The organism is Streptomyces sp. AM8-1-1, assembly GCF_032229325.1.
Lineage (GTDB): Bacteria > Actinomycetota > Actinomycetes > Streptomycetales > Streptomycetaceae > Streptomyces > Streptomyces achmelvichensis.
Genome location: NZ_CP135086.1, coordinates 4,355,008 through 4,374,979 on the forward strand (window position 1 = coordinate 4,355,008; position 19,972 = coordinate 4,374,979).

A 19,972-nucleotide genomic window follows, 5' to 3' on the forward strand; every position below is an offset into this window, starting at 1 on the left:
CCCGCCTGGGCGCCTCGCAGCGCGTCGGGGACGTGAGAAGCATATGGGATGCAGGGAGGTATCGCCAAAACGGTTTAGGGGGTCGCCGAGGGGGAGGGTGAGGAGACGCTCGGGGACGGCACCGCACCCGGCTGGTTGTCCTCCGGGAGATGGCGGCTGACCTCGGCCGTCGTCAGTCCCAGGCCGCCCAGCGTGATCTCGTCCCACGCCTGGAGCTTCCTCGTCGAGCGGTCCAGATAGAGCAGCGAGGCCCGCACCTTCTCCGGCTTCTCGTTCTGCACGGCCCGCAGGCCGCCGCCGCCCGTCGAGCCCTCGATCTTCAGCCGTGTGCCGAGTTTCATCACCTCCGTCTGGCGGCGGTGGACATGGCCGGCCAGGACGAGCGGGACCGTGCCGTCGGTCTGGCGGGCCGCCACCGGGTTGTGGGCGACCGCGATGTCCACCGGCGTGCCCGCCCGTTCCTGGTCGCGCAGGGCGGAGGCGAGGCGGATGCCGGTCATGCGTTCGGCCGGGTCGCCCTGGGCGACGACCGAGCGGTCCGGGGTGAACTGGGGGTCCCCGCTGCCCGCGATCCGCACCCCGTTGACCGTGACGGCCCTGCCGTTGTCGAGGACGTGGACGTTCTTCATCCGGGAGAGGTACGCCTGTGTGACGTCGGAGTCGTGGTTTCCGCGGACCCACACATAGGGGGCGCCGAGATCCCGGATGGGGTCCAGGAAGCCGTTCTCGGCAGCCGTTCCGTGGTCCATCGTGTCGCCGGAGTCGATGATCACGTCGATGTCGTACTGCTCCACCAGCGAGCTGATGATGTGCCACGACGCCGGGTTGAGATGGATGTCGGAAACGTGCAGCACCCGCATGCTCAGCGGGTCCGGCTGATAGGTGGGCAGGGTCGACGTCGCGTCGTACAGCTTGGTCACATTGGTGACCAGGCGGGCCAACTCCTGCTGGTAGACGTCGAATTCGGTGACGATGGAGCGGGCGTTGCCGACCAGTGACGGGGCGCTGGAGAGCAGTCCGGAGAACTTCGGCTCCAGGACGGACTTCGGGTTCCAGGTGGCGTACGCGGAGACACCGGAGGCCGCCAGCAGCGCCAGGGCCAGGCCGCCGGCGGCGAGGGCGCGGCGCGGGCGGCGGTAGACGGCGAGGCCGAGGGCGGTGGCGCCGGAGACGACGGCGACGCAGGAGCGCACGGCCAGTTCGGTGGTGCCGTCGGCCACGTCGCTGGCGACCTCGTCCTGGAGGCCGGCGAGCCGTTCGGGGTGTTCGACCAGTGCCTGGGAACGCACCGGGTCGAGCTGGTCGACGTCCACGTCCAGCCGGATGGGTGCCACATGGGAGTCGAGTTCGAGGGCGCCCAGCGGCGAGACGTTGATCTTCGTGCCGCCGGTCAGGTCCGGGCGCAGCGTCATGCTCGTGTTCATCGGCCCGACCGGGGTGCGGACGCTGCCGACGATCAGCAGGCCGAGCCAGGCGCCGAACAGCACGACGACGGTCAGTCCCAGTGCGCGGGCCCACGGGTGCGGCGTATGGACGAGGGCGCTGGTCGGTTCGGTGTGGCGGGAGCGATAGAGGCGTTGCAGCCGTGTCGTCGCGGCTCGGACCGGTTCCGGGACCTTGCGTGCCATTGGGCGCGTATGCCCAGTGATGCGGGGCGGCATGCCGGGCCGGCCGGGCGTACGGGGAGGGCTCGGAGGCACCCGGGCCGGCCGAGCGGCCCGGCCCGGGGCGACCGGCCGGACGGCGTACGTGACAATGGCCACGTGCTGGAGATGACGCGCGAGGAGTTCGAGGAACTGGTCGCCGAGGCCCTGGACAGGATTCCGCCGGAGCTGACGCGGCTGATGGACAACGTCGCGGTGTTCGTCGAGGACGAGCCGCCCGCGGACGACCCCGAGCTGCTCGGGCTGTACGAGGGGACGCCGCTCACCGACCGCGGCGAGTGGTACGCGGGGGTGCTGCCGGACCGGATCACGATCTACCGGGGGCCCACGCTGCGGATCAGCGAGACCCGGCAGGACGTGGTCGAGGAGACTGAGATCACGGTCGTGCACGAGATCGCGCACCACTTCGGCATCGACGACGAGCGGCTGCACGCACTGGGGTACGGGTGAGCGAGGACCCGCCCTCCGGTGCGGGAGACGCTGAGGCGGGAGATGCCGCTGCGGCGTCCGGTACGCCTGATGCATCAGCCGAGGCGATCGACCCGGATGTCGACCTGCACGTGCCCGAGCAGCGCGCGGAGACCGCGCGCGGCCACCGTCTTCCCGTCCTGCTGGCCATCTCCGCGGGCGGTGTGGCCGGGGCGCTCGCCCGCCACGCGGTGAACCGCCAGTGGCCCGCGGCCGACGGCACCTTCCCGTGGGCGACGTTCTGGATCAACGTGCTGGGGTCCGCCCTGATCGGCGTCCTGATGGCGCTGATCGCCGAGGGCGGCCGGCGCGCCCATCCGCTGGTCCGGCCGTTCGTCGGAGTCGGGGTGCTCGGCGGTTTCACCACCTTCTCGACGTACGCCCTGGACCTCCGGAACCTCCTGGAACGCGAGGAGGCCGGGCTCGCGCTCGCCTACGCCGGCGGCACGGTGGCCGGCTGCCTCGGCGCCGTGTGGCTCGCCGCGGTGACGACCAGGGCGGTAGTGGCCAGGGCTGCCGCGGGTGGAGCGGTGCCGAAATGACCTGGCTGCTGGTGGCCCTCGGCGCGGCGGTCGGCGCACCTCTGCGCTATCTGACGGACCGTGCGGTGCAGGCCCGCAGCGACTCGCTGTTCCCGTGGGGCACCTTCGTGGTCAACGCCGGCGGCAGCCTGGTGCTGGGCGCGGTCGCGGGCGCGTCGGTCTCCTCGGGCGCGTACGCCTTGCTGGGCACCGGCCTGTGCGGGGCGCTCACGACGTATTCGACCTTCTCCTACGAGACGCTGCGGCTGGCCGAACGCGGCCGGGGGCTCCTCGCCGCGGCGAACGTGGCCGCATCGGTGCTGGTGGGGCTCGGATCGGTGTTCCTGGGCGCGGAGTTGGCGCGCGCGTGGGCGCACTAGAAGGCGGCCCGGGGGCGCACGGCTGGGCACCGGACCGTCGGGACAGGGTCGTGTACTTGTCAGGCGTCGGGGCGTGTCCCTTGTGGGGCACAGGGAGTTGGGCACGGAAACCGTGCCCTGTGTCCCGGAGGTGCCCCTCGTGCGCCAGTTGTCCGCCCCCCGCCGTCTGGCTGTCGCCATGGTCACCTCACTGGCCGTCGCAGCCTCGGCCGGCTGTATGAGCGTGAGCGACGATCCCGGCGGCAAACCGGCCCCCGGCAAGTCCTCCGGCCGCCCTGGTGCGGTGGCCGAACCGGACGGCGGGGAGGGGGTGTCCGGCGGCCGTCACGCCGACGGTGGACGGAAAGGTTCCGGCAAGGCCGGCGACAAGAGTGACGGCCCGGACGCATCGTCCAGCGCCAGCGGTACGGCCGCGCCCTCCGCGCGGCCCCCGAGCGGCGGTCAGCAGCCCCGGCCGCCCGAAGGGCCCGAGCCGACGCGAGGCGGATCGTCCCCTTCCGCGCAGCCGTCGCAGCCGCAACCCCCGGTCGAGCCGTCCGAGCCGCCGCCGGTCGACCCGCCCACCCTGCCGCCGAGCGAGCCCACCGATGCGCCGTCGGCGTCGTCCGCGCCGGAGGTGCACGCCGGTGCCATGCGGCTGGTCGACGGACAGGGCACACTGGGAGTACCCAGCGCATCACCGCAGATGGGGCCGATGTAACCGGGGTCACTCCCTGGTGGTTTGCCTTGGGCGGGGGAGGGTGCGTATGGTGGTAGATCGTTTGATCCCATTGCCCGGCGCCGAAAAAGAAGAGCGCCGCGTGGCGCGTACTCTCCCTAGCCGTGGCTGACCGCATCGAGGCGGTCGAATTGCGAATCACGGAGTTTGGGCGCGTGCCGAGACTCCGGAAGGTTTCGCATTTCGCATGTCCACTTTCAGTACTGATCACGCCGTCATGCCCGAGAACGAGTCGGCCGAGGCCGTTGTCGAGACCGTCGAGGTCTCCGACGCCCCCGAGACCGCGGACGTCTCCGAGGCTCCCTCGACCCCCGAGGTGACGTTCTCCGACCTCGGTCTGCCCGAGGGCGTCGTCCGCAAGCTCGCGCAGAACGGTGTCACCACCCCCTTCCCGATCCAGGCCGCGACCATCCCGGACGCCCTGGCCGGCAAGGACATCCTCGGCCGTGGCCGCACCGGCTCCGGCAAGACCCTCTCCTTCGGTCTCCCGCTGCTCGCGACGCTGGCCGGCGGCCACACCGACAAGAAGAAGCCCCGCGGCGTCATCCTCACCCCGACCCGTGAGCTCGCGATGCAGGTCGCGGACGCCCTCCAGCCGTACGGCGACGTGCTCGGCCTCAAGATGAAGGTCGTCTGCGGCGGTACGTCCATGGGCAACCAGATCTACGCGCTCGAGCGCGGTGTCGACGTCCTCGTCGCCACCCCGGGCCGACTGCGCGACATCATCAACCGCGGTGCCTGCTCGCTGGAGAACATCCAGGTCGCCGTCCTCGACGAGGCCGACCAGATGTCCGACCTGGGCTTCCTGCCCGAGGTCACCGAGCTGTTCGACCAGATCCCGGCCGGCGGTCAGCGGATGCTCTTCTCCGCGACCATGGAGAACGAGATCGGCACCCTCGTGCGCCGCTACCTCGTCGACCCGGTCAGCCACGAGGTCGACAGCGCCCAGGGCAACGTCACGACCATGACGCACCACGTCCTCGTCGTGAAGCCGAAGGACAAGGCGCCCGTCACCGCGGCGATCGCCGCCCGCAAGGGCCGCACCATCATCTTCGTCCGCACCCAGCTGGGCGCCGACCGCATCGCCGAGCAGCTCTGCGACTCGGGCGTGAAGGCCGACGCGCTCCACGGCGGTATGACGCAGGGCGCGCGTACCCGGGTGCTGGAGGACTTCAAGAAGGGCTACGTCAACGCGCTCGTCGCGACCGACGTCGCCGCCCGCGGCATCCACGTCGACGGCATCGACCTGGTCCTGAACGTGGACCCGGCCGGCGACCACAAGGACTACCTGCACCGCTCGGGCCGTACCGCCCGCGCCGGCAAGTCCGGCACGGTCGTGTCGCTGTCGCTGCCGCACCAGCGCCGCCAGATCTTCCGTCTCATGGAGGACGCGGGCGTCGACGCCTCGCGCCACATCGTGGGCGGAGCGGGCGCGTTCGACCCCGAGGTCGCCGAGATCACCGGTGCGCGTTCGCTCACCGAGGTCCAGGCCGACTCCGCGAACAACGCCGCCAAGCAGGCCGAGCGTGAGGCCGCCGACCTGACGAAGCAGCTGGAGCGGGTGCAGCGCCGCGCGGTGGAGCTCCGCGAGGAGGCCGACCGCCTGGTGGCGCGTGCGGCCCGTGAGCGGGGCGACGACCCGGAGACGGCGATCGCCGAGGTGGCCGAGGCCGCCACGGCGGAGGTCGAGGCCGCTGTGGCCGCGGCCGCCGTGCCGGAGCAGACCGAACGCCGCGACGACCGCGGCAACTTCGAGCGTCGTGGCAACGACCGCCGTGACGACCGCGGTGGCTTCAACCGTGACCGTCGTGACGACCGCGGTGGCGACCGTGGCGGCTTCAACCGTGACCGTCGTGACGACCGCGGTGGCGACCGTGGTGGCCGTTCCTTCGAGCGTCGTGACGACCGCGGTGGCTTCCGCCGTGACAGCAACGACCGTCCGTCCGGTGGCTTCCGCCGCGACGACCGCCCCTCCGGTGGCTTCCGCCGCGACAACGAGCGCCGTGACGACCGCCCCTCCGGCGGCTTCCGTCGCGACGACCGTCCGTCCGGCCACCGTGGCAGCGACCGCCCGTTCAACCGTGACCGCCGCGACGACCGCCCCTCCAGCGGCTACCGCGCCGGCTCGGCGGACCGCCCGTACGGCCGCCGTGACGACCACCGGGGTGGCACCGGCACCGGCACGAACACCGGTTCCTTCGGTCGCCGTGACGACAAGCCGCGCTGGAAGCGCAACGGCTGATCCGCCTCCCGGCTCTTGAGCCGGACCTGCTGAACGCTGACAGGGCCCGCACGACACTTCGGTGCCGTGCGGGCCCTGACGTGTTGCGGGGACAAGGCGCCTCCCGAGGGGGCTGCGCCGAGCGGTACGGCCCACCTCACTGACTCGTGGCACCTCCCAGGAAGAGCGCGACAAGCCGTTGATCGGATACCCGATCGGCTCACGAGTCAGCTCGGGCTATGCTCGGGGTGTCCTGCCGAGGGCCGTTAGCTCAATTGGCAGAGCAGCGGACTTTTAATCCGTTGGTTGTGGGTTCGAGTCCCACACGGCCTACCACCCGGCCGACCGGTCTCCGGTCGGCCACCACCCGAGCGCCCGGACCGGTTTCCCCGGCCGGGCGCTTCTGCGTCCGCGGGCGGCGTGCACCGGCTCGCACCTCGCCTGTCCGCCCCTCACGACGCCACGTAATCCCCCGTCACCAGCCGGTGGATCAGCGTCACCGGGCTGCCGTCCGGTGTCGTCGCGCAGATCTCGAACCGCAGGTGCTTGCCCGCAGGGACGTCCACGTTGTGCAGGAACTGGTGCGTACCCGCGCCCCACTTGGTGAGGTCGCCGTAGCCCGAGGGTGACGAGCCGTCCGGGTTCGTGGCGTAGAAGCGGCCGTCCAGGCGGGTGCCCTGCGGGGCGTCGCCGATGGTCAGTTGGACGTAGAGCGGGCCGATCAGGGTGCGGGGGCCCGCGTGGATGACCGCGTCCCGGAAGGCGAGGCCCACCCAGGAGCCGGACGGCAGTTCGACGTCGAAGGCGTTCGACTCGTGCAGTTTGGCGATGGGCATGTCGTCCTCCTCGGGCGGGCTGGGATTCGCGGCCTCGGCGACGATGCCGGGGAAGACCACCTCACGGAACTGGGTCACCCGGGCGTTGCCGGGGCAGATCGTGCCGCCGACCGCCCATTCCTCGTGCAGCCGGTGGTAGCCGTAGCCGGGGTCGTCGTGGGTGCGGCAGATCCGCAGCGGGATGCCGTGGCGGTGGTGCAGCCACGCCCCCAACCGGATCAGCCGGTCGACCTGTTCGTCCGTCCACCGGTCGGTGGCATTGGTGTTGCTCGCCGTCTCGATGGAGACCGCGCCGGTCCCGTCGGGGCGCCGGTTGGCCTGATAGTTGGCGTCGGCCCGGGTCTCCGTGCCGATGTACTGGCCGAGGTCGCCGGCGTAACCGAGCCCGAAATGACTTTCGAGATTGGTGCTGTCCCGCCAGTACTCGTACACCCGCTTCGCCGTCCAGGGCGCCGCGATGCTGTGCAGGATGAACTGCGTGGGCCGGATGGCGGGTTGACTGTCGGACTCGGGCTGAAGTTCGTACTTCGTGGCGTTCGGATACCAGGCCATGCGTCCCCCAATCAGATCGATGCGTGGGCTCTCACGCCGGTGGACCCTTAGAGGATCTCGGGGGGAGCGGGCCCAGGGATGGTCCAGAACACGCCATAGTCGGCCCGCTTCCTCGTACAGGGGCGTTGTTGTGGCCGGTGCGGCCATCGGTGAGGTCGTCGGTGCGGGTCATCCGGGAGCCGTCCCCGTGACCCCGCGTCCCCCAGGCCGTTGTCCCGGCATGACCAAGACACAGCGCATCCTCACCGCCGTTGCCATCGCCGCCGGCGCCACCGCCATGGCCGCCTCCGGTGCTCACGCCTCGGGACACACCGCCGAGCAGAAGGGCGCCGGAGCACCGTCCCTGAACCAGCTCGACCAGCTCAGCCAGCTGGGTCAGCTCACCGGAGTCGTGGCCCCCGTGACCGGGGTGCTGGGCGCCGTCCAGTAGCACCGGCGCTCCGGGCAGCACGAGGCGGCTCGGATCGGTGCCGTACCCCGGGCAGGCGCCCGGCCGGGTGGTCCCGAAAAGATTTCCCGGGATTCTTCCGCGAGGTGTCGAGAACCCTTCACCGGCTCCGACGTCCCCTGTGAGAGTTGCCCACGAGGGTGACCGCGCATCCGAGGGAGCGAGTCATGAAGTATCTGGTGATGGTCCAGGGCACGCAGGCCGACTACGAGGCCATGTCCGGCAAGCCTTCCGCGCAGAGCCCCGCGTGGAGCGAGAAGGACATGCAGGCGATGTTCGCCTTCATGGGAGCGATCAACAACGACCTCGCCGAGTCCGGTGAACTCGTCGACGCGCAGGGGCTCACCGAGCCCGCGAAGACCCGGACGGTGGCCGCCGGCAAGGACGGCCGGCCGGTCATCACGGACGGGCCCTACGGCGAGACCAAGGAGGTCCTCGCCGGGTACTGGGTCCTGGACTGCGAGAGCCTGGAGCGGGTCACCGAGATCGCGGCACGGGTCGCGCAGTGCCCGGCTCCCGAGGGATCGACCGAATACCCCGTCGTCATCCGGCCCATCCAGGACGCCGCCGGAGGCGAATGTTGAGCCGTACGACCGCTGTCGAGGACCTGCTGCGCCGGCACGCGCCGCAGGTCCTCGGCGCGTTGGTACGCCGTTACGGCCACTTCGACCTGGCCGAGGACGCGGTGCAGGAAGCCCTCCTCGCGGCCGCCGAGCAGTGGCCGGACTCCGGTATCCCGGACAACCCCCGCGGCTGGCTGATCAGGGTCGCCTCGCGCCGGCTGACGGACCAGCTGCGCAGCGAGGAGGCCCGGCGCCGTCGCGAGGAGACGGTCGCGACCCTCATGCCCCGCGACGCCTTCACCGCTCCGGCCCCCGGGGAGAGCCGGGCGCCCGCCGAGGACGACACCCTCACCCTCCTCTTTCTCTGCTGCCATCCCGAACTCACGCCCGCCGCCCAGATCGCCCTGACGCTGCGTGCCGTGGGCGGTCTGACCACCGCGGAGATCGCCCGCGCGCATCTGGTGCCGGAGGCGACGATGGCGCAGCGGGTGAGCCGGGCCAAGCAGAGGGTCCGGGGCCTGCCGTTCCGGCAGCCGGGTCCCGAGGACCGTGACCGGCGGCTCGCCGCCGTGCTCCAGGTCCTGTATCTGATCTTCAACGAGGGCTACACGGCGACGTCCGGCAGGGCGCTGCACCGCGCCGATCTGGCCCGTGAGGCGATCCGGCTCACCCGGGCCGTACGCCGTCTGCTGCCGCGGGAGGGTGCGGTCACCGGTCTGCTGGCGCTGATGCTGCTCACCGACGCCCGCAGCTCCGCGCGGACCGGGCCGGACGGAGAGCTGATCCCGCTCGACGAGCAGGACCGCGGTCTCTGGGACCGGGCGGCGATCGACGAGGGGTCGGCGCTGGTGGAGGAGGCTCTGGGGCAGGGCCCGGCCGGGGTCTACCAGCTTCAGGCGGCGATCGCGGCGCTGCACGACGAGGCCGCGCGTGCCGAGGACACGGACTGGCCGCAGATCCTCGCGCTGTACGACCTGGTCGTACGGCTGGCTCCGGAGCCGATGGCCGAACTCGGGCGGGCCGTCGCGGTCGCGATGGTGCACGGGCCCGAGGCCGGGCTCGCGGAGCTCGACGGGCTGGAGGACGGGCTGGCGGGCCACCACCGGCTGGACGCCGTACGCGCGCATCTGCTGGAGAAGGCGGGGGACGTCGAGGGCGCACGCGCCGCCTACCAGCTGGCCGCCCAGCGCACGCTGAGCATCCCCGAGGCTCGCTATCTCCGGGCCCGGGCGTCCCGGCTGCTGCCCTGAACCGCGCCCCGGCCCGTAGGACGGCCGCCGGCTCACCCAGCCGAAACGCCGCTTGACCTTTACGCAGCGTCAAGATTTAGCGTCTGCGTCATGGAGTGGTCGATCCAGGAGATTGCCCGGCGCGCCGGGACGACGAGCCGCACGCTGCGGCACTACGGCGAGCTCGGTCTGCTCGAACCCACCCGGGTGGGCAGCAACGGCTATCGCTACTACGGCCCGGACGCGCTCGTGCGGCTGCAGCGGATCCTGCTGCTCCGCGAGCTCGGTCTCGGCCTGCCCGCGATCGCCGAGGTGCTCGAAGGGCAACGGGACACGGGCGCCGCGCTGCGGGCTCATCTGCGCCTCCTGGAGCAGGAACGCGAACGCATCGGGCGGCAGATCGCCTCGGTGCGGACCACTCTCCACAAGACCGAGAGAGGGGAAGAGCTCATGGCCGAGGAAGTGTTCGACGGCTTCGACCACACGCAGTACGAGCAGGAGGTGACCGAGCGCTGGGGCCGGGACGCGTACGAGAAGGGCGACCGCTGGTGGCGCTCGCTCAGCGACAAGGAGAAGCGCGCCTTCCAGGACGAGCAGGTCTCCATCGCCCAGGCCTTCGCCCAGGCGCTCCGGGACGGCCGGTCCGCCGACAGCGACGAGGTGCAGGCGATCACCGCGCGGCAGTACGCCTGGCTGTCGACGACCGTGACGCCCTCGAAGTCGTACTTCATCGGTCTCGGTGAGATGTACGTGGCGGATCCGCGCTTCACCGCCGCGTACGACCGGCACGGCGAGGGGACGGCCGTCCTGGTCCGGGACGCGATGAAGGTGTACGGGGAGCGGCATCTGACCGACGAGTGATCACGCGGTGCCCGCTCGCCGGTCTCCGGCCGCCGGTCGCGGGCCGCTGGTCCCCCGCCGCTGGTCAGCGGCTGGGCAACGCTCTCGCCAGTTCCTCGTCGGTCGCGGGGCGTGCGGCGGCGAGGGTGCTGCGCAGCCGTTCCACGTCCAGGCCGGGGGCGGTGCGCGCCCGCAGCAACAGGGACCCGCGGCGCTGGACGACGTAGTGGGACACCTTGCCGTCGACGTGACGCTGCTTGACCACGGTGAAACCGTCCCCGGCGTCCAGGCAGACGATCTGGCCGGGGAGTTCCTCGGGGCAGCCCGCGTCGGGCCGCGCGGTGACCTCGTAGTCGAAGCCGGGGACGGCGCCGGGCCGGCCGCCGGCGCTGTAGTGGAGACGGAAGTCCGCTGTGAGACGGCCGGTGCCCGGTTCCGTCTCGAAGCCGCCGGGGGGATCGATGACCAGCAGCTGGGCGCGCGGGAGGGGGCTGTGCGCCAGTGCGCCCGCCGGCCTGTCGTCCTGCGCGCCGGGCGGGAGCACGTACGTGGCCAGGCCTACCGCGGGCGCCATCAGCGCCGCGGCGGCCCGGACGAGCGGCCCGGCCCTTCGACGCGCGAGCGGGCGGACGATCGACGGACGTACGTTCGGCCGCACGGACTGTTTCCCCCTCATGCGCGAGATGGTGACCTACCGGAAACGTGAGCGACAGGGCGGGGGCTCCACCAATTGGAGTTGATCTTGCTCCGGATGGCGTAGAGTGGTGTTTACCGACGCGGGGTGGAGCAGCTCGGTAGCTCGCTGGGCTCATAACCCAGAGGTCGCAGGTTCAAATCCTGTCCCCGCTACTGAAACAGCGGTCCGGCACTCGTCTCGAGTGCCGGGCCGCTGTTGTTTCCCCCTCTGCGGGCTCGTGTTTCGCCCGGTTGGCCGACGGAGAGTCGCTCAGCGGCGCGGCTCCGGACAGCCTGGGTAGGGCGCGGTACCGTCCGCAGCCGTGGGCGGACCGGGGAGGAGAGCACCGTTGGCGCAGTTCCAGCAGAGTCGCGTGTACGGCGCCCGCCGCTTCCTCCGCGCCCTGCCCACGCTGATGATCATCGGTGGGCTGGTCTTCGACCTGGCGACCCCGGCGCAGTTCACGGCCGTGCCGTTGTTCGCCGCCGCCCCGCTGATCGCCGCTCCGTTCTTCTCCTGGCTCACCACACTGCTGACGGGCATCACGGCGGTCCTCGCGGTGCTCGGGCTGCACTTCTACAACCACACCGCCGACGAGGTCACGGCGTACACCGAGGTCTTCACGCTCATCACCGTCTCCGGACTCGCGCTGCTCATCAACACCGTCGTCAGACGCAGCGGTGAACGGCTCGCCTCCGCCCGGGTCATCGCCGAGACCGCGCAGCGTGCCGTGCTGCCCGCGCCCGCCGACCGGATCGGCGGGCTGCACGTCGCGGCGCGGTACGAGGCCGCGCTCGCCGACGCGTTCATCGGCGGTGACCTGTTCGCCGTGCAGGAGACGCCCTTCGGTGTGCGGCTGGTGGTCGGCGACGTCCGCGGCAAGGGGCTGGAGGCCGTCGAGGCGGTGGCCGTCGTCATCGGCGCGTTCCGGGAGGCTGCCGAACAGGAGAGCTCCCTGGAGGGCGTCGCCCAGCGCCTCGAGCGGGCGCTGGCGCGCGAGGGCACGCGCCGGGACAGCCTGGACGCGGTCGAGGGCTTCACCACCGCCGTATTGGGGGAGATCCCGCGCGGCGCCGGAATCGTCCGGCTGGTGAATCGCGGCCACCCGGAACCCATCATGCTGTACGCCAACGGCGACCTGGCATTCCTGGAGCCGTCGAGGGCCGCGCTGCCGTTGGGTATGGGCGATCTGGACTCCTGGCCGGACCAGGCGGTGGAGTATCCGCTGCCGACGGGGGCGACCCTGTTGCTCTACACGGACGGTGTCAGCGAGGCGCGCAACGCGGCCGGTGAGTTCTACGATCCCGGCGCGCGGCTCTCCGGCCGGCTCTTCCCCGGGCCCGACGAACTGCTCGACGCGCTCGTCGACGACGTGCGCCGGTACACCGGCGGCGGCTCGAAGGACGACATGGCGCTGCTGGCGGTCGCCCGGCCGGCGGAGGGGCAGCCGGAGCGCCGCAGGACGGTGAAGGTCGTGCCGCCCGCGTGAGGAGCGCCGGGCCCCCGCGGGACGGTCTCGGGTGTCTCGTCTGCTCGGCCCGCTCGGCCCGCTCGGCCCGCTCGGGCGGCCGCGCACGCTGCGTAGTGGGAAGATCCCCCTCCGCATACCATTTGACGACCCGTCAGTAATGTGACGAAGTCCGAAGCGCGATCAAGTCGCCCGTATCCGGCTGCTTGTGTCCCGATTGGTCCCGTGGGAAGTCGTTAACGATCACCCGGAACAGCTTGGAATACGGTCCTCGCGTCTATTAACGTTCGATAACGCAGCGCGGTCGTCCCAGCCGTCGTCAGGACGGCGCCGTGCGCGTGCGCCGAATTCCGCAAGGGAACCGGGGAACCAATCCTTGGGGTGAATCGGGCACCTTCCACCGCGACTTCCGCGGCGGGTGGCGCTCGTAGGAGACCTTCCTGCTCCGAACCCGTCAGCTAACCCGGTAGGCGAGAAGGAAGGAAAGGAGCACGCCTCAGTGGCGTCCAACAGGCCTGCCCCAGAAGCACCCTTCGCCAATGACTTCTTCGGTGCGGAGGGCGCGGAGCGGTCCCTCGAAGAGTGGAACCCCACCGAGGACTCCGTCCGTCCGGTGCGCGGTCGGCACCGTGTAGCCAAGCAGCGCGGCGGACTTGCCCGAAGCTCCACCGTGCTCGGCGTCGGCGTGATCGCCGCGGTCGGCGCGGGTGGCATCGCGACCGCCCAGGACAAACCCGCGGTCTCCATCTCCCTTCCCGACGCGCTCTCGGACAATCTCCCCGACGCCAAGTCTCTTCCCGGCGTCGGTTCTTTCATGTCCGACGACTCCTCGGACGTCGTCGACGAGGCGGCCACGTACTCGGCGATGGGCATCGCCTACGCCGACACCGCCTCCGACACCGACCAGGGCGGTGCCGGCGAGGCGCTGCGCTCCCGCATCCTCCAGCAGGCCGAGCAGCAGCAGGCCAAGGCGGAGGAGTCGGCCAGGGCGGCGGCCGCGAAGGCCGCGGCGGACAAGGCCGAGGCCGCGGCGAAGAAGAAGGCGGAAGAAGTGGCCGCGAAGGCCGCCGCCGCGAAGAAGAAGGCGGAGGCCGAGGCGAAGGCCAAGGCGGAGGCCGAGCGTCTCGCGCAGCTGGCCAAGAGCTACTCGCTCCCCACCTCCTCGTACACGATCACCTCCACGTACGGCGAGTCCGGCTCCCTGTGGTCCTCGGGCCAGCACACCGGCCTGGACTTCGCCGCCCCGACGGGTACGCCCGCCAAGGCCGTCCACAACGGCACCGTGAAGTCGGCGGGCTGGTCCGGCTCGTACGGCTACCGCATCGTTCTCGAACTCGAGGACGGCACCGAGGTCTGGTACGCGCACCTGTCGTCGATGACCGCGAGCGCCGGCCAGAAGGTGGCGACGGGCGAGACCATCGGCCGCGTCGGCGCCACGGGCAATGTGACGGGCGCGCACCTGCACCTCGAGGTCCACACCCCCGGCGGCTCGGGCATCGACCCGATGGCCTGGCTGCGGGACAAGGGCCTGACTCCCTGATCCTGCGGGACCGTTCCCGCGTATCTCGATCCCCGGCAGTCCTGGCGCTCACCCCCCGACGCCAGGACTGCCGGTTTTTGCTGCGCCCGGTTCTCCCGGGCGCGGGCGGGTTCGGTCGCCCACCGGTGCGGTCAGGTCCGGTACGGGTTGTACGCGCCGTAGTCGCGGTGCGGAGGCGGCACACGCACCCGCCCGGTGGCCCGTGCCGCGTACGTCAGCGCCGGCGCCGCCACGTCCCTGCGCTGCCACAGATGGTGCAGCAACTCCTGCTCGCGCTCCACGAAGTCCGGGTCCGCCGCGCCCCGGTGGGCCCGGTGGCGCAGGAACGCCAGCGACGTCGCGAAGTGCTGGTACTCCGACACCGCGTGCGCCGCGGTCGGCCCGTGCATGCGCCGGGCCACATCCCGGGCGAGGGTGCGCGCCCGCATCGACGACAGCGCGGGCGGCTGGTCCGCCGACAGCCATCCGGCCGCGGCGTAGGCAGGCAACTCGGTCGCTATCGTCCGCAGTTCCCGCTGCCGGCTCCATATCGTGAGCCAGGTCAGCAGTCCGAAGACGGGCACCATGAACGCCCCGTACACGAGATAGAAGCCCCACGGGCCGAACAGGGACGTCGAGCCGTTCCACAGTGCGTGCATGCCCATCGCCAGCGCGAGTCCGAGCAGCGGCAGCACGATGCGCCGGACGCGCATGCGCCGTGAGGCCAGCGCCGCGACGCCGAAGCCGATACCGGTGAGCACGGTGAAGAGCGGGTGCGCGAACGGGGACATGACGATCCGTACGAAGAACGTCGCCGCGGTCACCGAGGCGATCCCGGAGAAGCCCATCTGCTGGTCCTCGCCGAAGGCGTTGCCCAGATAGAGGATGTTCTCGGTGAACGCGAAGCCGGTCGCGGTGAACCCGGCGACCACGACGCCGTCGACGATGCCGCGGAAGTCCTGTCTGCGGAAGCGGAAGATCAGCAGGATCGCCGCGGCCTTCGCGCTCTCCTCGACGACCGGCGCGATGACCGTCGCGCCGAGTGTGTCCGCGCCCGCGGGGTCCGCCGTGGCGGTGGCTATCCACTGCGTCGCGAAGGTGTTCGCGATGATCGCCACGAGGGCGGCGGCGAACGCGCCCCAGGCGAAGGCGAACAGGAGGTTCCGCCAGGGACCCGGCTCGACCCGGTCCAGCCAGCGGAACGCGGCGGTGAGCAGGGGCACCGGCAGGGTCGCCAGCCCGAGTCCGACCAGGAAGCCCTGGGTGCCGGTCTGCTCCCGTACGAGCGACAGGATGACGAGGCCCGAGAGAGCGAGGAGCGTGATCAGCACCCCGGCCCGGACGGCCTTGCTGTGCCAGAACCGGGAGACACGGCGGGGCTCGTAGCGCCACCGGGCACGCTCCGGCACGGCGGCGAGCAGCTCGTCGACACGCTGCTGCTCGAACGCCGGGACCGCGGGGTGCGGTGGATGGTGCTGCGGGGGCGACGACTCGGACACCCACTGACCCTAACGAGGGACACCGACAACGGGCGACGGTGTGTGGGGGTTGGCTGGCCCCGGCCGGGGCGGGTGGCTGTGAGCCGGGCGCGCGCCGCCGTTCGCTCGGGTCAGGCTCCTGCGGTGCGGCGGAACAGCAGGTCGTGCACCTTGTGGCCCTTGTCGATGCCCTGGCCCTCGAACCGCGTGAGCGGCCGGAAGTCGGGGCGTGGCGCGAAACCGCCGTGCTCCTGGGTGTTCTCGAAGTCCGGGTGGGCCGAGAGCACCTCGAGCATCTGCTCGGCGTACGACTCCCAGTCCGTAGCGCAGTGCACGATCGCGCCGGGCTTCAGCGAGCCGGCGACGAGACTGAGGAATTCGGGCTGGATCAGCCGGCGCTTGTGGTGCCGCTTCTTGGGCCAGGGGTCGGGGAAGTAGACGCGCAGACCGTCGAGCGAGCGGGGGGCGAGCATCTCGCGGAGGAGGATGATCGCGTCGCCGTTGGCGACCCGGACGTTGGAGAGGCCGTTGCGCTCGGCGAGGGCGAGGAGGTTGCCCTGGCCGGGGGTGTGGACGTCGACGGCGAGGATGCCGGTGGTGGGGTCGGCGGCGGCCATCTGGGCGGTGGCCTCGCCCATGCCGAAGCCGATCTCGAGGACGACGGGGAGCCCGTCGAACATGGCCTCCAGGTCGAGGACGCGGTGCCCGTCGATGTCGAAGCCCCAGATGGGCCAGAGCCGCTGGAGAGCATCGCCCTGCCCGGCGGTGACACGACTGCGCCGCGGCTGAAAACTGCGAATGCGCCGCTCGTGGTGCGACCCGGCGGGGTCGGGAGTGGGCCCATCGGGGAACCGGGGGGCGCGGCGGTCGCGGATGGGCTGGGGGGCGGGTTCTTGGGACTCAGACACAGTGGGGCCGATTTTACGCGGTGGGTGAGGGTGCGGGTTCTTGTGTGGTGCGGGTGCTTGGACCTCGGGTTCTTGTGTGGTGCGGGTCCATGGGGCGGGGCCGGGGCGCTTGGGGTGGCGGGCTCTTGTCCCGCGTCGGGTCCATGGGGCGGGGACTGGGTGCTTGGGGCGCGGGTTCTTGTGTGGTGCGGGTCCGGGGGCCCTCCGGGCTCGACTCCTCGGGGTCGGCGGCGTACAGGTCTGTTGTCTTGGTCACCCGGGTGTTGCCGCCGATCCCCTGCGGGGACGACCCTGCACGCCCCCTGCCGGCGGTCGAGGACGTGCCTCGTTGCGGTGCGGGCACACGCGAACCAGAGCGGTTCGGGATAAACAGGACAGGGCGTCGGCCAGCGCTCGCGGCGCGAGGCCTTATATGCACCTGTCTGGGCCCGGCGGCGCGAAGCTGCCGCGGCATGCGGGGCCGTGGGGCGCAGCTCCACAAACCCCTCTCTCTTCCGCACCGAACAGGTGCGGCCACCCGCCCCGTGGGGCCACACCGACTGATCCGCACGGCCCTGGCTCCTGCGGCGCGAAGCCACCGGAGCCAGGGGGCGTGGGGCGCGGCCCCGCTAAGCGGACAGCGCTCGCAGCGCCCTGCGCGCCACCTCGCGGCCGATCGGGAGCGAGGCCGTCGCCGCCGGGGACGGGGCGTTCAGGACGTGGACCGTGCGCGGGGACTCGCGGATCAGGAAGTCGTCCGCCAGCGTGCCGTCCCGCAGGACCGCCTGGGCGCGGACTCCCGCCGGGGCGCGGCGGAGGTCCGATTCCGTGATCGAGGGCAGCAGGCGGCGGACCGCCGTCGTGAAGGCGCGCTTCGAGACCGAGCGGTGCAGCTCGCCCGCGCCGTACCGCCAGTGGCGTTGGGCGATCCGCCAGGAGCCCGGCCAGGTCAGGGTGGTCGCCAGGTCGCGAGGGCGCAGGGTGGACCAGTCGTAGCCCTCGCGGGCCAGCGCCGGGACCGCGTTCGGGCCGACGTGGACCCCGCCGTCGATCCCGCGTGTCAGGTGCACCCCGAGGAATGGGAACGCCGGGTCCGGCACCGGATAGACCAGCCCCCGGACGAGCGAGGGGTCCGCCAGTTCGTAGTACTCGCCGCGGAAGGGGATGATCCGCATGTCCGGCTCGTCGCCCGTCATCCGGGCCACCCGGTCGCACTGGAGACCCGCGCAGTTGACCATCGCCCGCGCTCTGAGCACCGTGCCGGAGGACGTGCGCACGGCGACTCCGAAGGCGCGGCGGTCGACCGCCAGGACCTCCTCGCCGCAGCGGATGTCGGCGTCCGACGCGGCCGCCAGCTGCGCCGCCACCGCGCCGAAGTCGCAGATCCCCGTCGTGCCCACCTGGATCGCCGCGAGCCCGCGGACCTCCGGTTCGTGCTCCATGATCTGCGCGGGGCCCAGCTCCCGTACCGGAATGCCGTTCTCCCGGCCGCGCTGGACCAGCGCGTGCAGCCGGGGCAGCTCGTCGCGGCCGGTGGCGACGATCAGCTTGCCCGTGACCTGGTGGGCGATGCCGTACTCCGCGCAGAACTTGACCATCTCCGCCGCCCCGCGCACCGCGAAGCGCGCCTTCAGCGACCCCGGCCGGTAGTAGATCCCGCTGTGGATCACCCCGCTGTTCCGCCCGGTCTGGTGGCGCGCCGTCCCCGGTTCCTTCTCCAGGACGATCACCCGGGTCCCCGGGGCCGCGCGCGTGAGGGCGTACGCCGTCGACAGACCGACGATCCCACCGCCGATCACCAGCACGTCGCAGTCGAAGCTCTGCCCGGACGCCGTCACCGCGTCACCTCCCACCCCGATAGTGCACTGGCCCGCTGACAATGCCGTTAAACCAGCTGAAACAGGGAGGCGTGTACGCAGTCATGTCCGCTCGGGTCTACGCGGGCGCCATCAGCAGCGGCCTCGCCCGCTCCCGGAGCTCCACGACCCGCGGTTCGTCGCCGTACGGTTCCAGCCGGTGCAGCAGGTCCCGTACGTACTCCGTGGTCCGCGCCGAGGAGATCCGTCCCGCGACCTCCACCGCGCGCGTGCCCGCCGCGCACGCCGCGTCCAGGTTCCCGGACTCCAGCTCCGCGACGGCGCTCACCACGAGCCGTAAGCCGTGCGAGCGCACGAACTCCTCCGTCGGCCGCGACAGGGCCTGCTCCGTGAAGCGCCGTACCTGCCGTGGTGCCTTCAGGTCGCGGTAGCACTCGGCCGCGTCGGCGGCGAACCGGTCGTAGGAGTAGAAACCCAGCCAGGACGGATCCGGGTCGCCCTCCCGTGAGCGCTCCAGCCAGCCCTCGGCCGCCTTCAGCGCCCCGCCGGCCGCGGCCGCGTCGTTCGCCTTGGCGTGGGCGCGTGCCTCGACCAGCCGGAAGAAGCTCATCGTGCGGGCGGTCGCCAGGCCGCGGTTGCGCTCCAGTGCCGCCTGCGCGAGATCCACGCCCTCGTCGGCGAAGCCGCGGTAGGTGGCCTGGAGCGACATCGAGGCGAGGACGTATCCGCCGAGCGGCACGTCGGCCGCCGCTCGGGCGAGCCGCAACGCCTGGATGTAGTACCGCTGGGCGGCCTCCTGCTGGCCCGTGTCGAAGGCCATCCAGCCCGCCAGCCGCGTCAGTTCGGCGGTCGCGCCGAACAATGCGCGGCCGACCTCGTCGGAGTACGAGGCGAGCAGCAGCGGCGCCGCGTCCACCCGGAGGCACTCGGGGACCATCGACGAACGCCAGTCCCCACCACCGTACTTGGAGTCCCAGCGGCGGGCGTCCTCCGCCGCCTCCCGCAGTTTGGCCACATCGCTGTGGCCCACGCGGGCGGGCGAGTCGTCGGTGAGGGCGTCCAGAGAACGCTCCACCGAGGAGTCGGCAGGGGTTATGAGCCAGCGCGACGCAGGCGTCGCATAAGCGCTCACCGCGAAGGAACCGGCCAGCGACTGCCATATGCCTCCGCTCCCGGCCCGCCGGCCCGCCAGGTCGAGGCGGTACAGCTCGGTGGCCGATTTCACCGCCTCGCCGACGTCACGCGGGAAGGCGAGCCCGACCTCGGGGGCCGGGTCGGCGTCCGCGAGACCGATCTCGTGCAGCGGCACCGGACGGCCGAGCTTCGCGCCGATCGCGGCGGCGATCAGATGGGGCGCGGCACCCTGCGGCACCATGCCCTTCGACACCCATCTCGCCACGGACGTCTTGTCGTAGCGAAGGGTCAGCCCGCGCTGCGCTCCGAGGTCGTTGACCCGCCGGGCAAGACCGGCGTTGCTGATTCCCGCGAGGGCGAGAACGGTGCCGAGTTTTTCGTTCGGCCCGCGTTGCTCCCTGGACATGCGCCACCCCTCGACACACAGACGGCCGCCGCGTCGCTCTGCAGCGCACGGCATTCGTACTGCGTCCTCCCCGGTTGGCAGCTTCGCGGTCCCGGCTGCAAAAGCACCTGGCCGAGCCCTGCGGAATATGCGCCCCGGCGGAGAACA

The 19,972-nt window shown here is 71.7% G+C and carries 18 protein-coding genes, 2 tRNA genes and 1 riboswitch; of the genes, 13 read left to right on the plus strand and 7 right to left on the minus strand.

The features are described 5' to 3' along the window. Positions 1-74 precede the first annotated feature (74 nt). The gene (locus RPQ07_RS19700; protein ID WP_313945476.1) at positions 75-1,628 is read right to left on the minus strand and encodes a metallophosphoesterase; all 1,554 of its coding nucleotides are present in this window, start codon (positions 1,626-1,628) and stop codon (positions 75-77) included. Positions 1,629-1,763: 135 nt separating this feature from the next. Between RPQ07_RS19700 and RPQ07_RS19705 the strand changes: the two genes are divergently transcribed. From RPQ07_RS19705 to RPQ07_RS19730, 6 genes are all read left to right on the plus strand, one after another. Next, entirely contained in the window at positions 1,764-2,114 is a 351-nt protein-coding gene (locus RPQ07_RS19705; RefSeq protein WP_313945477.1) for a metallopeptidase family protein, read from the plus strand. Continuing rightward, complete coding sequence (locus RPQ07_RS19710; protein ID WP_413777754.1) at positions 2,111-2,674, plus strand: fluoride efflux transporter FluC; 564 nt, start codon at positions 2,111-2,113, stop codon at positions 2,672-2,674. Before RPQ07_RS19705 ends, RPQ07_RS19710 begins: the two co-directional genes overlap by 4 nt. After that, entirely contained in the window at positions 2,671-3,033 is a 363-nt protein-coding gene (locus RPQ07_RS19715; protein ID WP_313945478.1) for a CrcB family protein, read from the plus strand. The genes RPQ07_RS19710 and RPQ07_RS19715 overlap by 4 nt, the downstream gene beginning before the upstream one ends. A gap of 139 nt (positions 3,034-3,172) precedes the next feature. Beyond that, on the plus strand, positions 3,173-3,733 hold the full coding sequence (locus RPQ07_RS19720) for a hypothetical protein (RefSeq protein ID WP_313945479.1): 561 nt from the start codon (positions 3,173-3,175) through the stop codon (positions 3,731-3,733). A 205-nt stretch (positions 3,734-3,938) separates the two neighbouring features. After that, complete coding sequence (locus tag RPQ07_RS19725; RefSeq protein WP_313945480.1) at positions 3,939-5,993, plus strand: DEAD/DEAH box helicase; 2,055 nt, start codon at positions 3,939-3,941, stop codon at positions 5,991-5,993. Positions 5,994-6,232: 239 nt separating this feature from the next. Beyond that, positions 6,233-6,308 (plus strand) — tRNA-Lys (locus RPQ07_RS19730). 116 nt (positions 6,309-6,424) lie between these two features. On the opposite strand, the gene RPQ07_RS19735 is transcribed toward RPQ07_RS19730, so the two are convergent. After that, positions 6,425-7,360 carry an N-acetylmuramoyl-L-alanine amidase gene (locus tag RPQ07_RS19735; RefSeq protein WP_313945481.1) on the minus strand — a complete coding sequence of 312 codons (936 nt, stop codon included), beginning with the start codon at positions 7,358-7,360 and terminating at the stop codon, positions 6,425-6,427. Positions 7,361-7,580: 220 nt separating this feature from the next. On the opposite strand from RPQ07_RS19735, the gene RPQ07_RS19740 reads away from it, so the two are divergent. The 4 genes from RPQ07_RS19740 to RPQ07_RS19755 all read left to right on the plus strand — a co-directional run bounded on the left by RPQ07_RS19740 (position 7,581) and on the right by RPQ07_RS19755 (position 10,461). Further along, positions 7,581-7,790: a hypothetical protein gene (locus RPQ07_RS19740; protein WP_313945482.1), complete on the plus strand. Its 210-nt coding sequence runs from the start codon at positions 7,581-7,583 to the stop codon at positions 7,788-7,790. 185 nt (positions 7,791-7,975) lie between these two features. After that, the gene (locus tag RPQ07_RS19745) at positions 7,976-8,392 is read left to right on the plus strand and encodes a YciI family protein (RefSeq protein ID WP_313945483.1); all 417 of its coding nucleotides are present in this window, start codon (positions 7,976-7,978) and stop codon (positions 8,390-8,392) included. Further along, positions 8,386-9,621, plus strand: coding sequence for an RNA polymerase sigma factor (locus RPQ07_RS19750; protein ID WP_313945484.1), 1,236 nt, complete (start codon positions 8,386-8,388; stop codon positions 9,619-9,621). The genes RPQ07_RS19745 and RPQ07_RS19750 overlap by 7 nt, the downstream gene beginning before the upstream one ends. A gap of 90 nt (positions 9,622-9,711) precedes the next feature. Further along, on the plus strand, positions 9,712-10,461 hold the full coding sequence (locus tag RPQ07_RS19755) for a MerR family transcriptional regulator (RefSeq protein ID WP_313945485.1): 750 nt from the start codon (positions 9,712-9,714) through the stop codon (positions 10,459-10,461). A 64-nt stretch (positions 10,462-10,525) separates the two neighbouring features. On the opposite strand, the gene RPQ07_RS19760 is transcribed toward RPQ07_RS19755, so the two are convergent. Further along, positions 10,526-11,116, minus strand: a complete 591-nt coding sequence (locus tag RPQ07_RS19760) for a hypothetical protein (protein ID WP_313945486.1) — start codon at positions 11,114-11,116, stop codon at positions 10,526-10,528. Positions 11,117-11,215: 99 nt separating this feature from the next. On the opposite strand from RPQ07_RS19760, the gene RPQ07_RS19765 reads away from it, so the two are divergent. From RPQ07_RS19765 to RPQ07_RS19775, 3 genes are all read left to right on the plus strand, one after another. Next, positions 11,216-11,289: transfer RNA gene (locus RPQ07_RS19765), tRNA-Met, on the plus strand. Between the two features lie 176 nt (positions 11,290-11,465). Then, the gene (locus RPQ07_RS19770; RefSeq protein ID WP_313945487.1) at positions 11,466-12,605 is read left to right on the plus strand and encodes a PP2C family protein-serine/threonine phosphatase; all 1,140 of its coding nucleotides are present in this window, start codon (positions 11,466-11,468) and stop codon (positions 12,603-12,605) included. A gap of 310 nt (positions 12,606-12,915) precedes the next feature. Next, positions 12,916-13,072: riboswitch (cyclic di-AMP (ydaO/yuaA leader) on the plus strand. A gap of 11 nt (positions 13,073-13,083) precedes the next feature. After that, on the plus strand, positions 13,084-14,124 hold the full coding sequence (locus tag RPQ07_RS19775) for a M23 family metallopeptidase (RefSeq protein WP_313945488.1): 1,041 nt from the start codon (positions 13,084-13,086) through the stop codon (positions 14,122-14,124). Between the two features lie 131 nt (positions 14,125-14,255). Here the strand turns inward: RPQ07_RS19775 and RPQ07_RS19780 are convergent, their stop codons facing one another. From RPQ07_RS19780 to RPQ07_RS19795, 4 genes are all read right to left on the minus strand, one after another. Then, on the minus strand, positions 14,256-15,602 hold the full coding sequence (locus RPQ07_RS19780) for a PrsW family intramembrane metalloprotease (RefSeq protein WP_313945489.1): 1,347 nt from the start codon (positions 15,600-15,602) through the stop codon (positions 14,256-14,258). Positions 15,603-15,712: 110 nt separating this feature from the next. After that, complete coding sequence (trmB, locus tag RPQ07_RS19785) at positions 15,713-16,489, minus strand: tRNA (guanosine(46)-N7)-methyltransferase TrmB (RefSeq protein ID WP_313945490.1); 777 nt, start codon at positions 16,487-16,489, stop codon at positions 15,713-15,715. A gap of 608 nt (positions 16,490-17,097) precedes the next feature. Further along, the gene (lhgO, locus tag RPQ07_RS19790) at positions 17,098-18,306 is read right to left on the minus strand and encodes an L-2-hydroxyglutarate oxidase (RefSeq protein ID WP_313945491.1); all 1,209 of its coding nucleotides are present in this window, start codon (positions 18,304-18,306) and stop codon (positions 17,098-17,100) included. 97 nt (positions 18,307-18,403) lie between these two features. Beyond that, complete coding sequence (locus RPQ07_RS19795) at positions 18,404-19,825, minus strand: MFS transporter (RefSeq protein ID WP_313945492.1); 1,422 nt, start codon at positions 19,823-19,825, stop codon at positions 18,404-18,406. Positions 19,826-19,972: the final 147 nt, after the last annotated feature.

What these genes read in the sequence shown, in the direction of transcription:
- RPQ07_RS19755 (WP_313945485.1), top strand. Translation starts at nt 9,712, where the DNA reads ATGGAGTGGTCGATCCAGGAGATTGCCCGGCGCGCCGGGACGACGAGC.
- RPQ07_RS19745 (WP_313945483.1), top strand. Translation starts at nt 7,976, where the DNA reads ATGAAGTATCTGGTGATGGTCCAGGGCACGCAGGCCGACTACGAGGCC.
- RPQ07_RS19735 (WP_313945481.1), bottom strand. Translation starts at nt 7,360, where the DNA reads ATGGCCTGGTATCCGAACGCCACGAAGTACGAACTTCAGCCCGAGTCC.
- RPQ07_RS19760 (WP_313945486.1), bottom strand. Translation starts at nt 11,116, where the DNA reads ATGAGGGGGAAACAGTCCGTGCGGCCGAACGTACGTCCGTCGATCGTC.
- RPQ07_RS19725 (WP_313945480.1), top strand. Translation starts at nt 3,939, where the DNA reads ATGTCCACTTTCAGTACTGATCACGCCGTCATGCCCGAGAACGAGTCG.
- RPQ07_RS19740 (WP_313945482.1), top strand. Translation starts at nt 7,581, where the DNA reads ATGACCAAGACACAGCGCATCCTCACCGCCGTTGCCATCGCCGCCGGC.
- RPQ07_RS19750 (WP_313945484.1), top strand. Translation starts at nt 8,386, where the DNA reads ATGTTGAGCCGTACGACCGCTGTCGAGGACCTGCTGCGCCGGCACGCG.
- RPQ07_RS19700 (WP_313945476.1), bottom strand. Translation starts at nt 1,628, where the DNA reads ATGGCACGCAAGGTCCCGGAACCGGTCCGAGCCGCGACGACACGGCTG.
- RPQ07_RS19715 (WP_313945478.1), top strand. Translation starts at nt 2,671, where the DNA reads ATGACCTGGCTGCTGGTGGCCCTCGGCGCGGCGGTCGGCGCACCTCTG.
- RPQ07_RS19795 (WP_313945492.1), bottom strand. Translation starts at nt 19,825, where the DNA reads ATGTCCAGGGAGCAACGCGGGCCGAACGAAAAACTCGGCACCGTTCTC.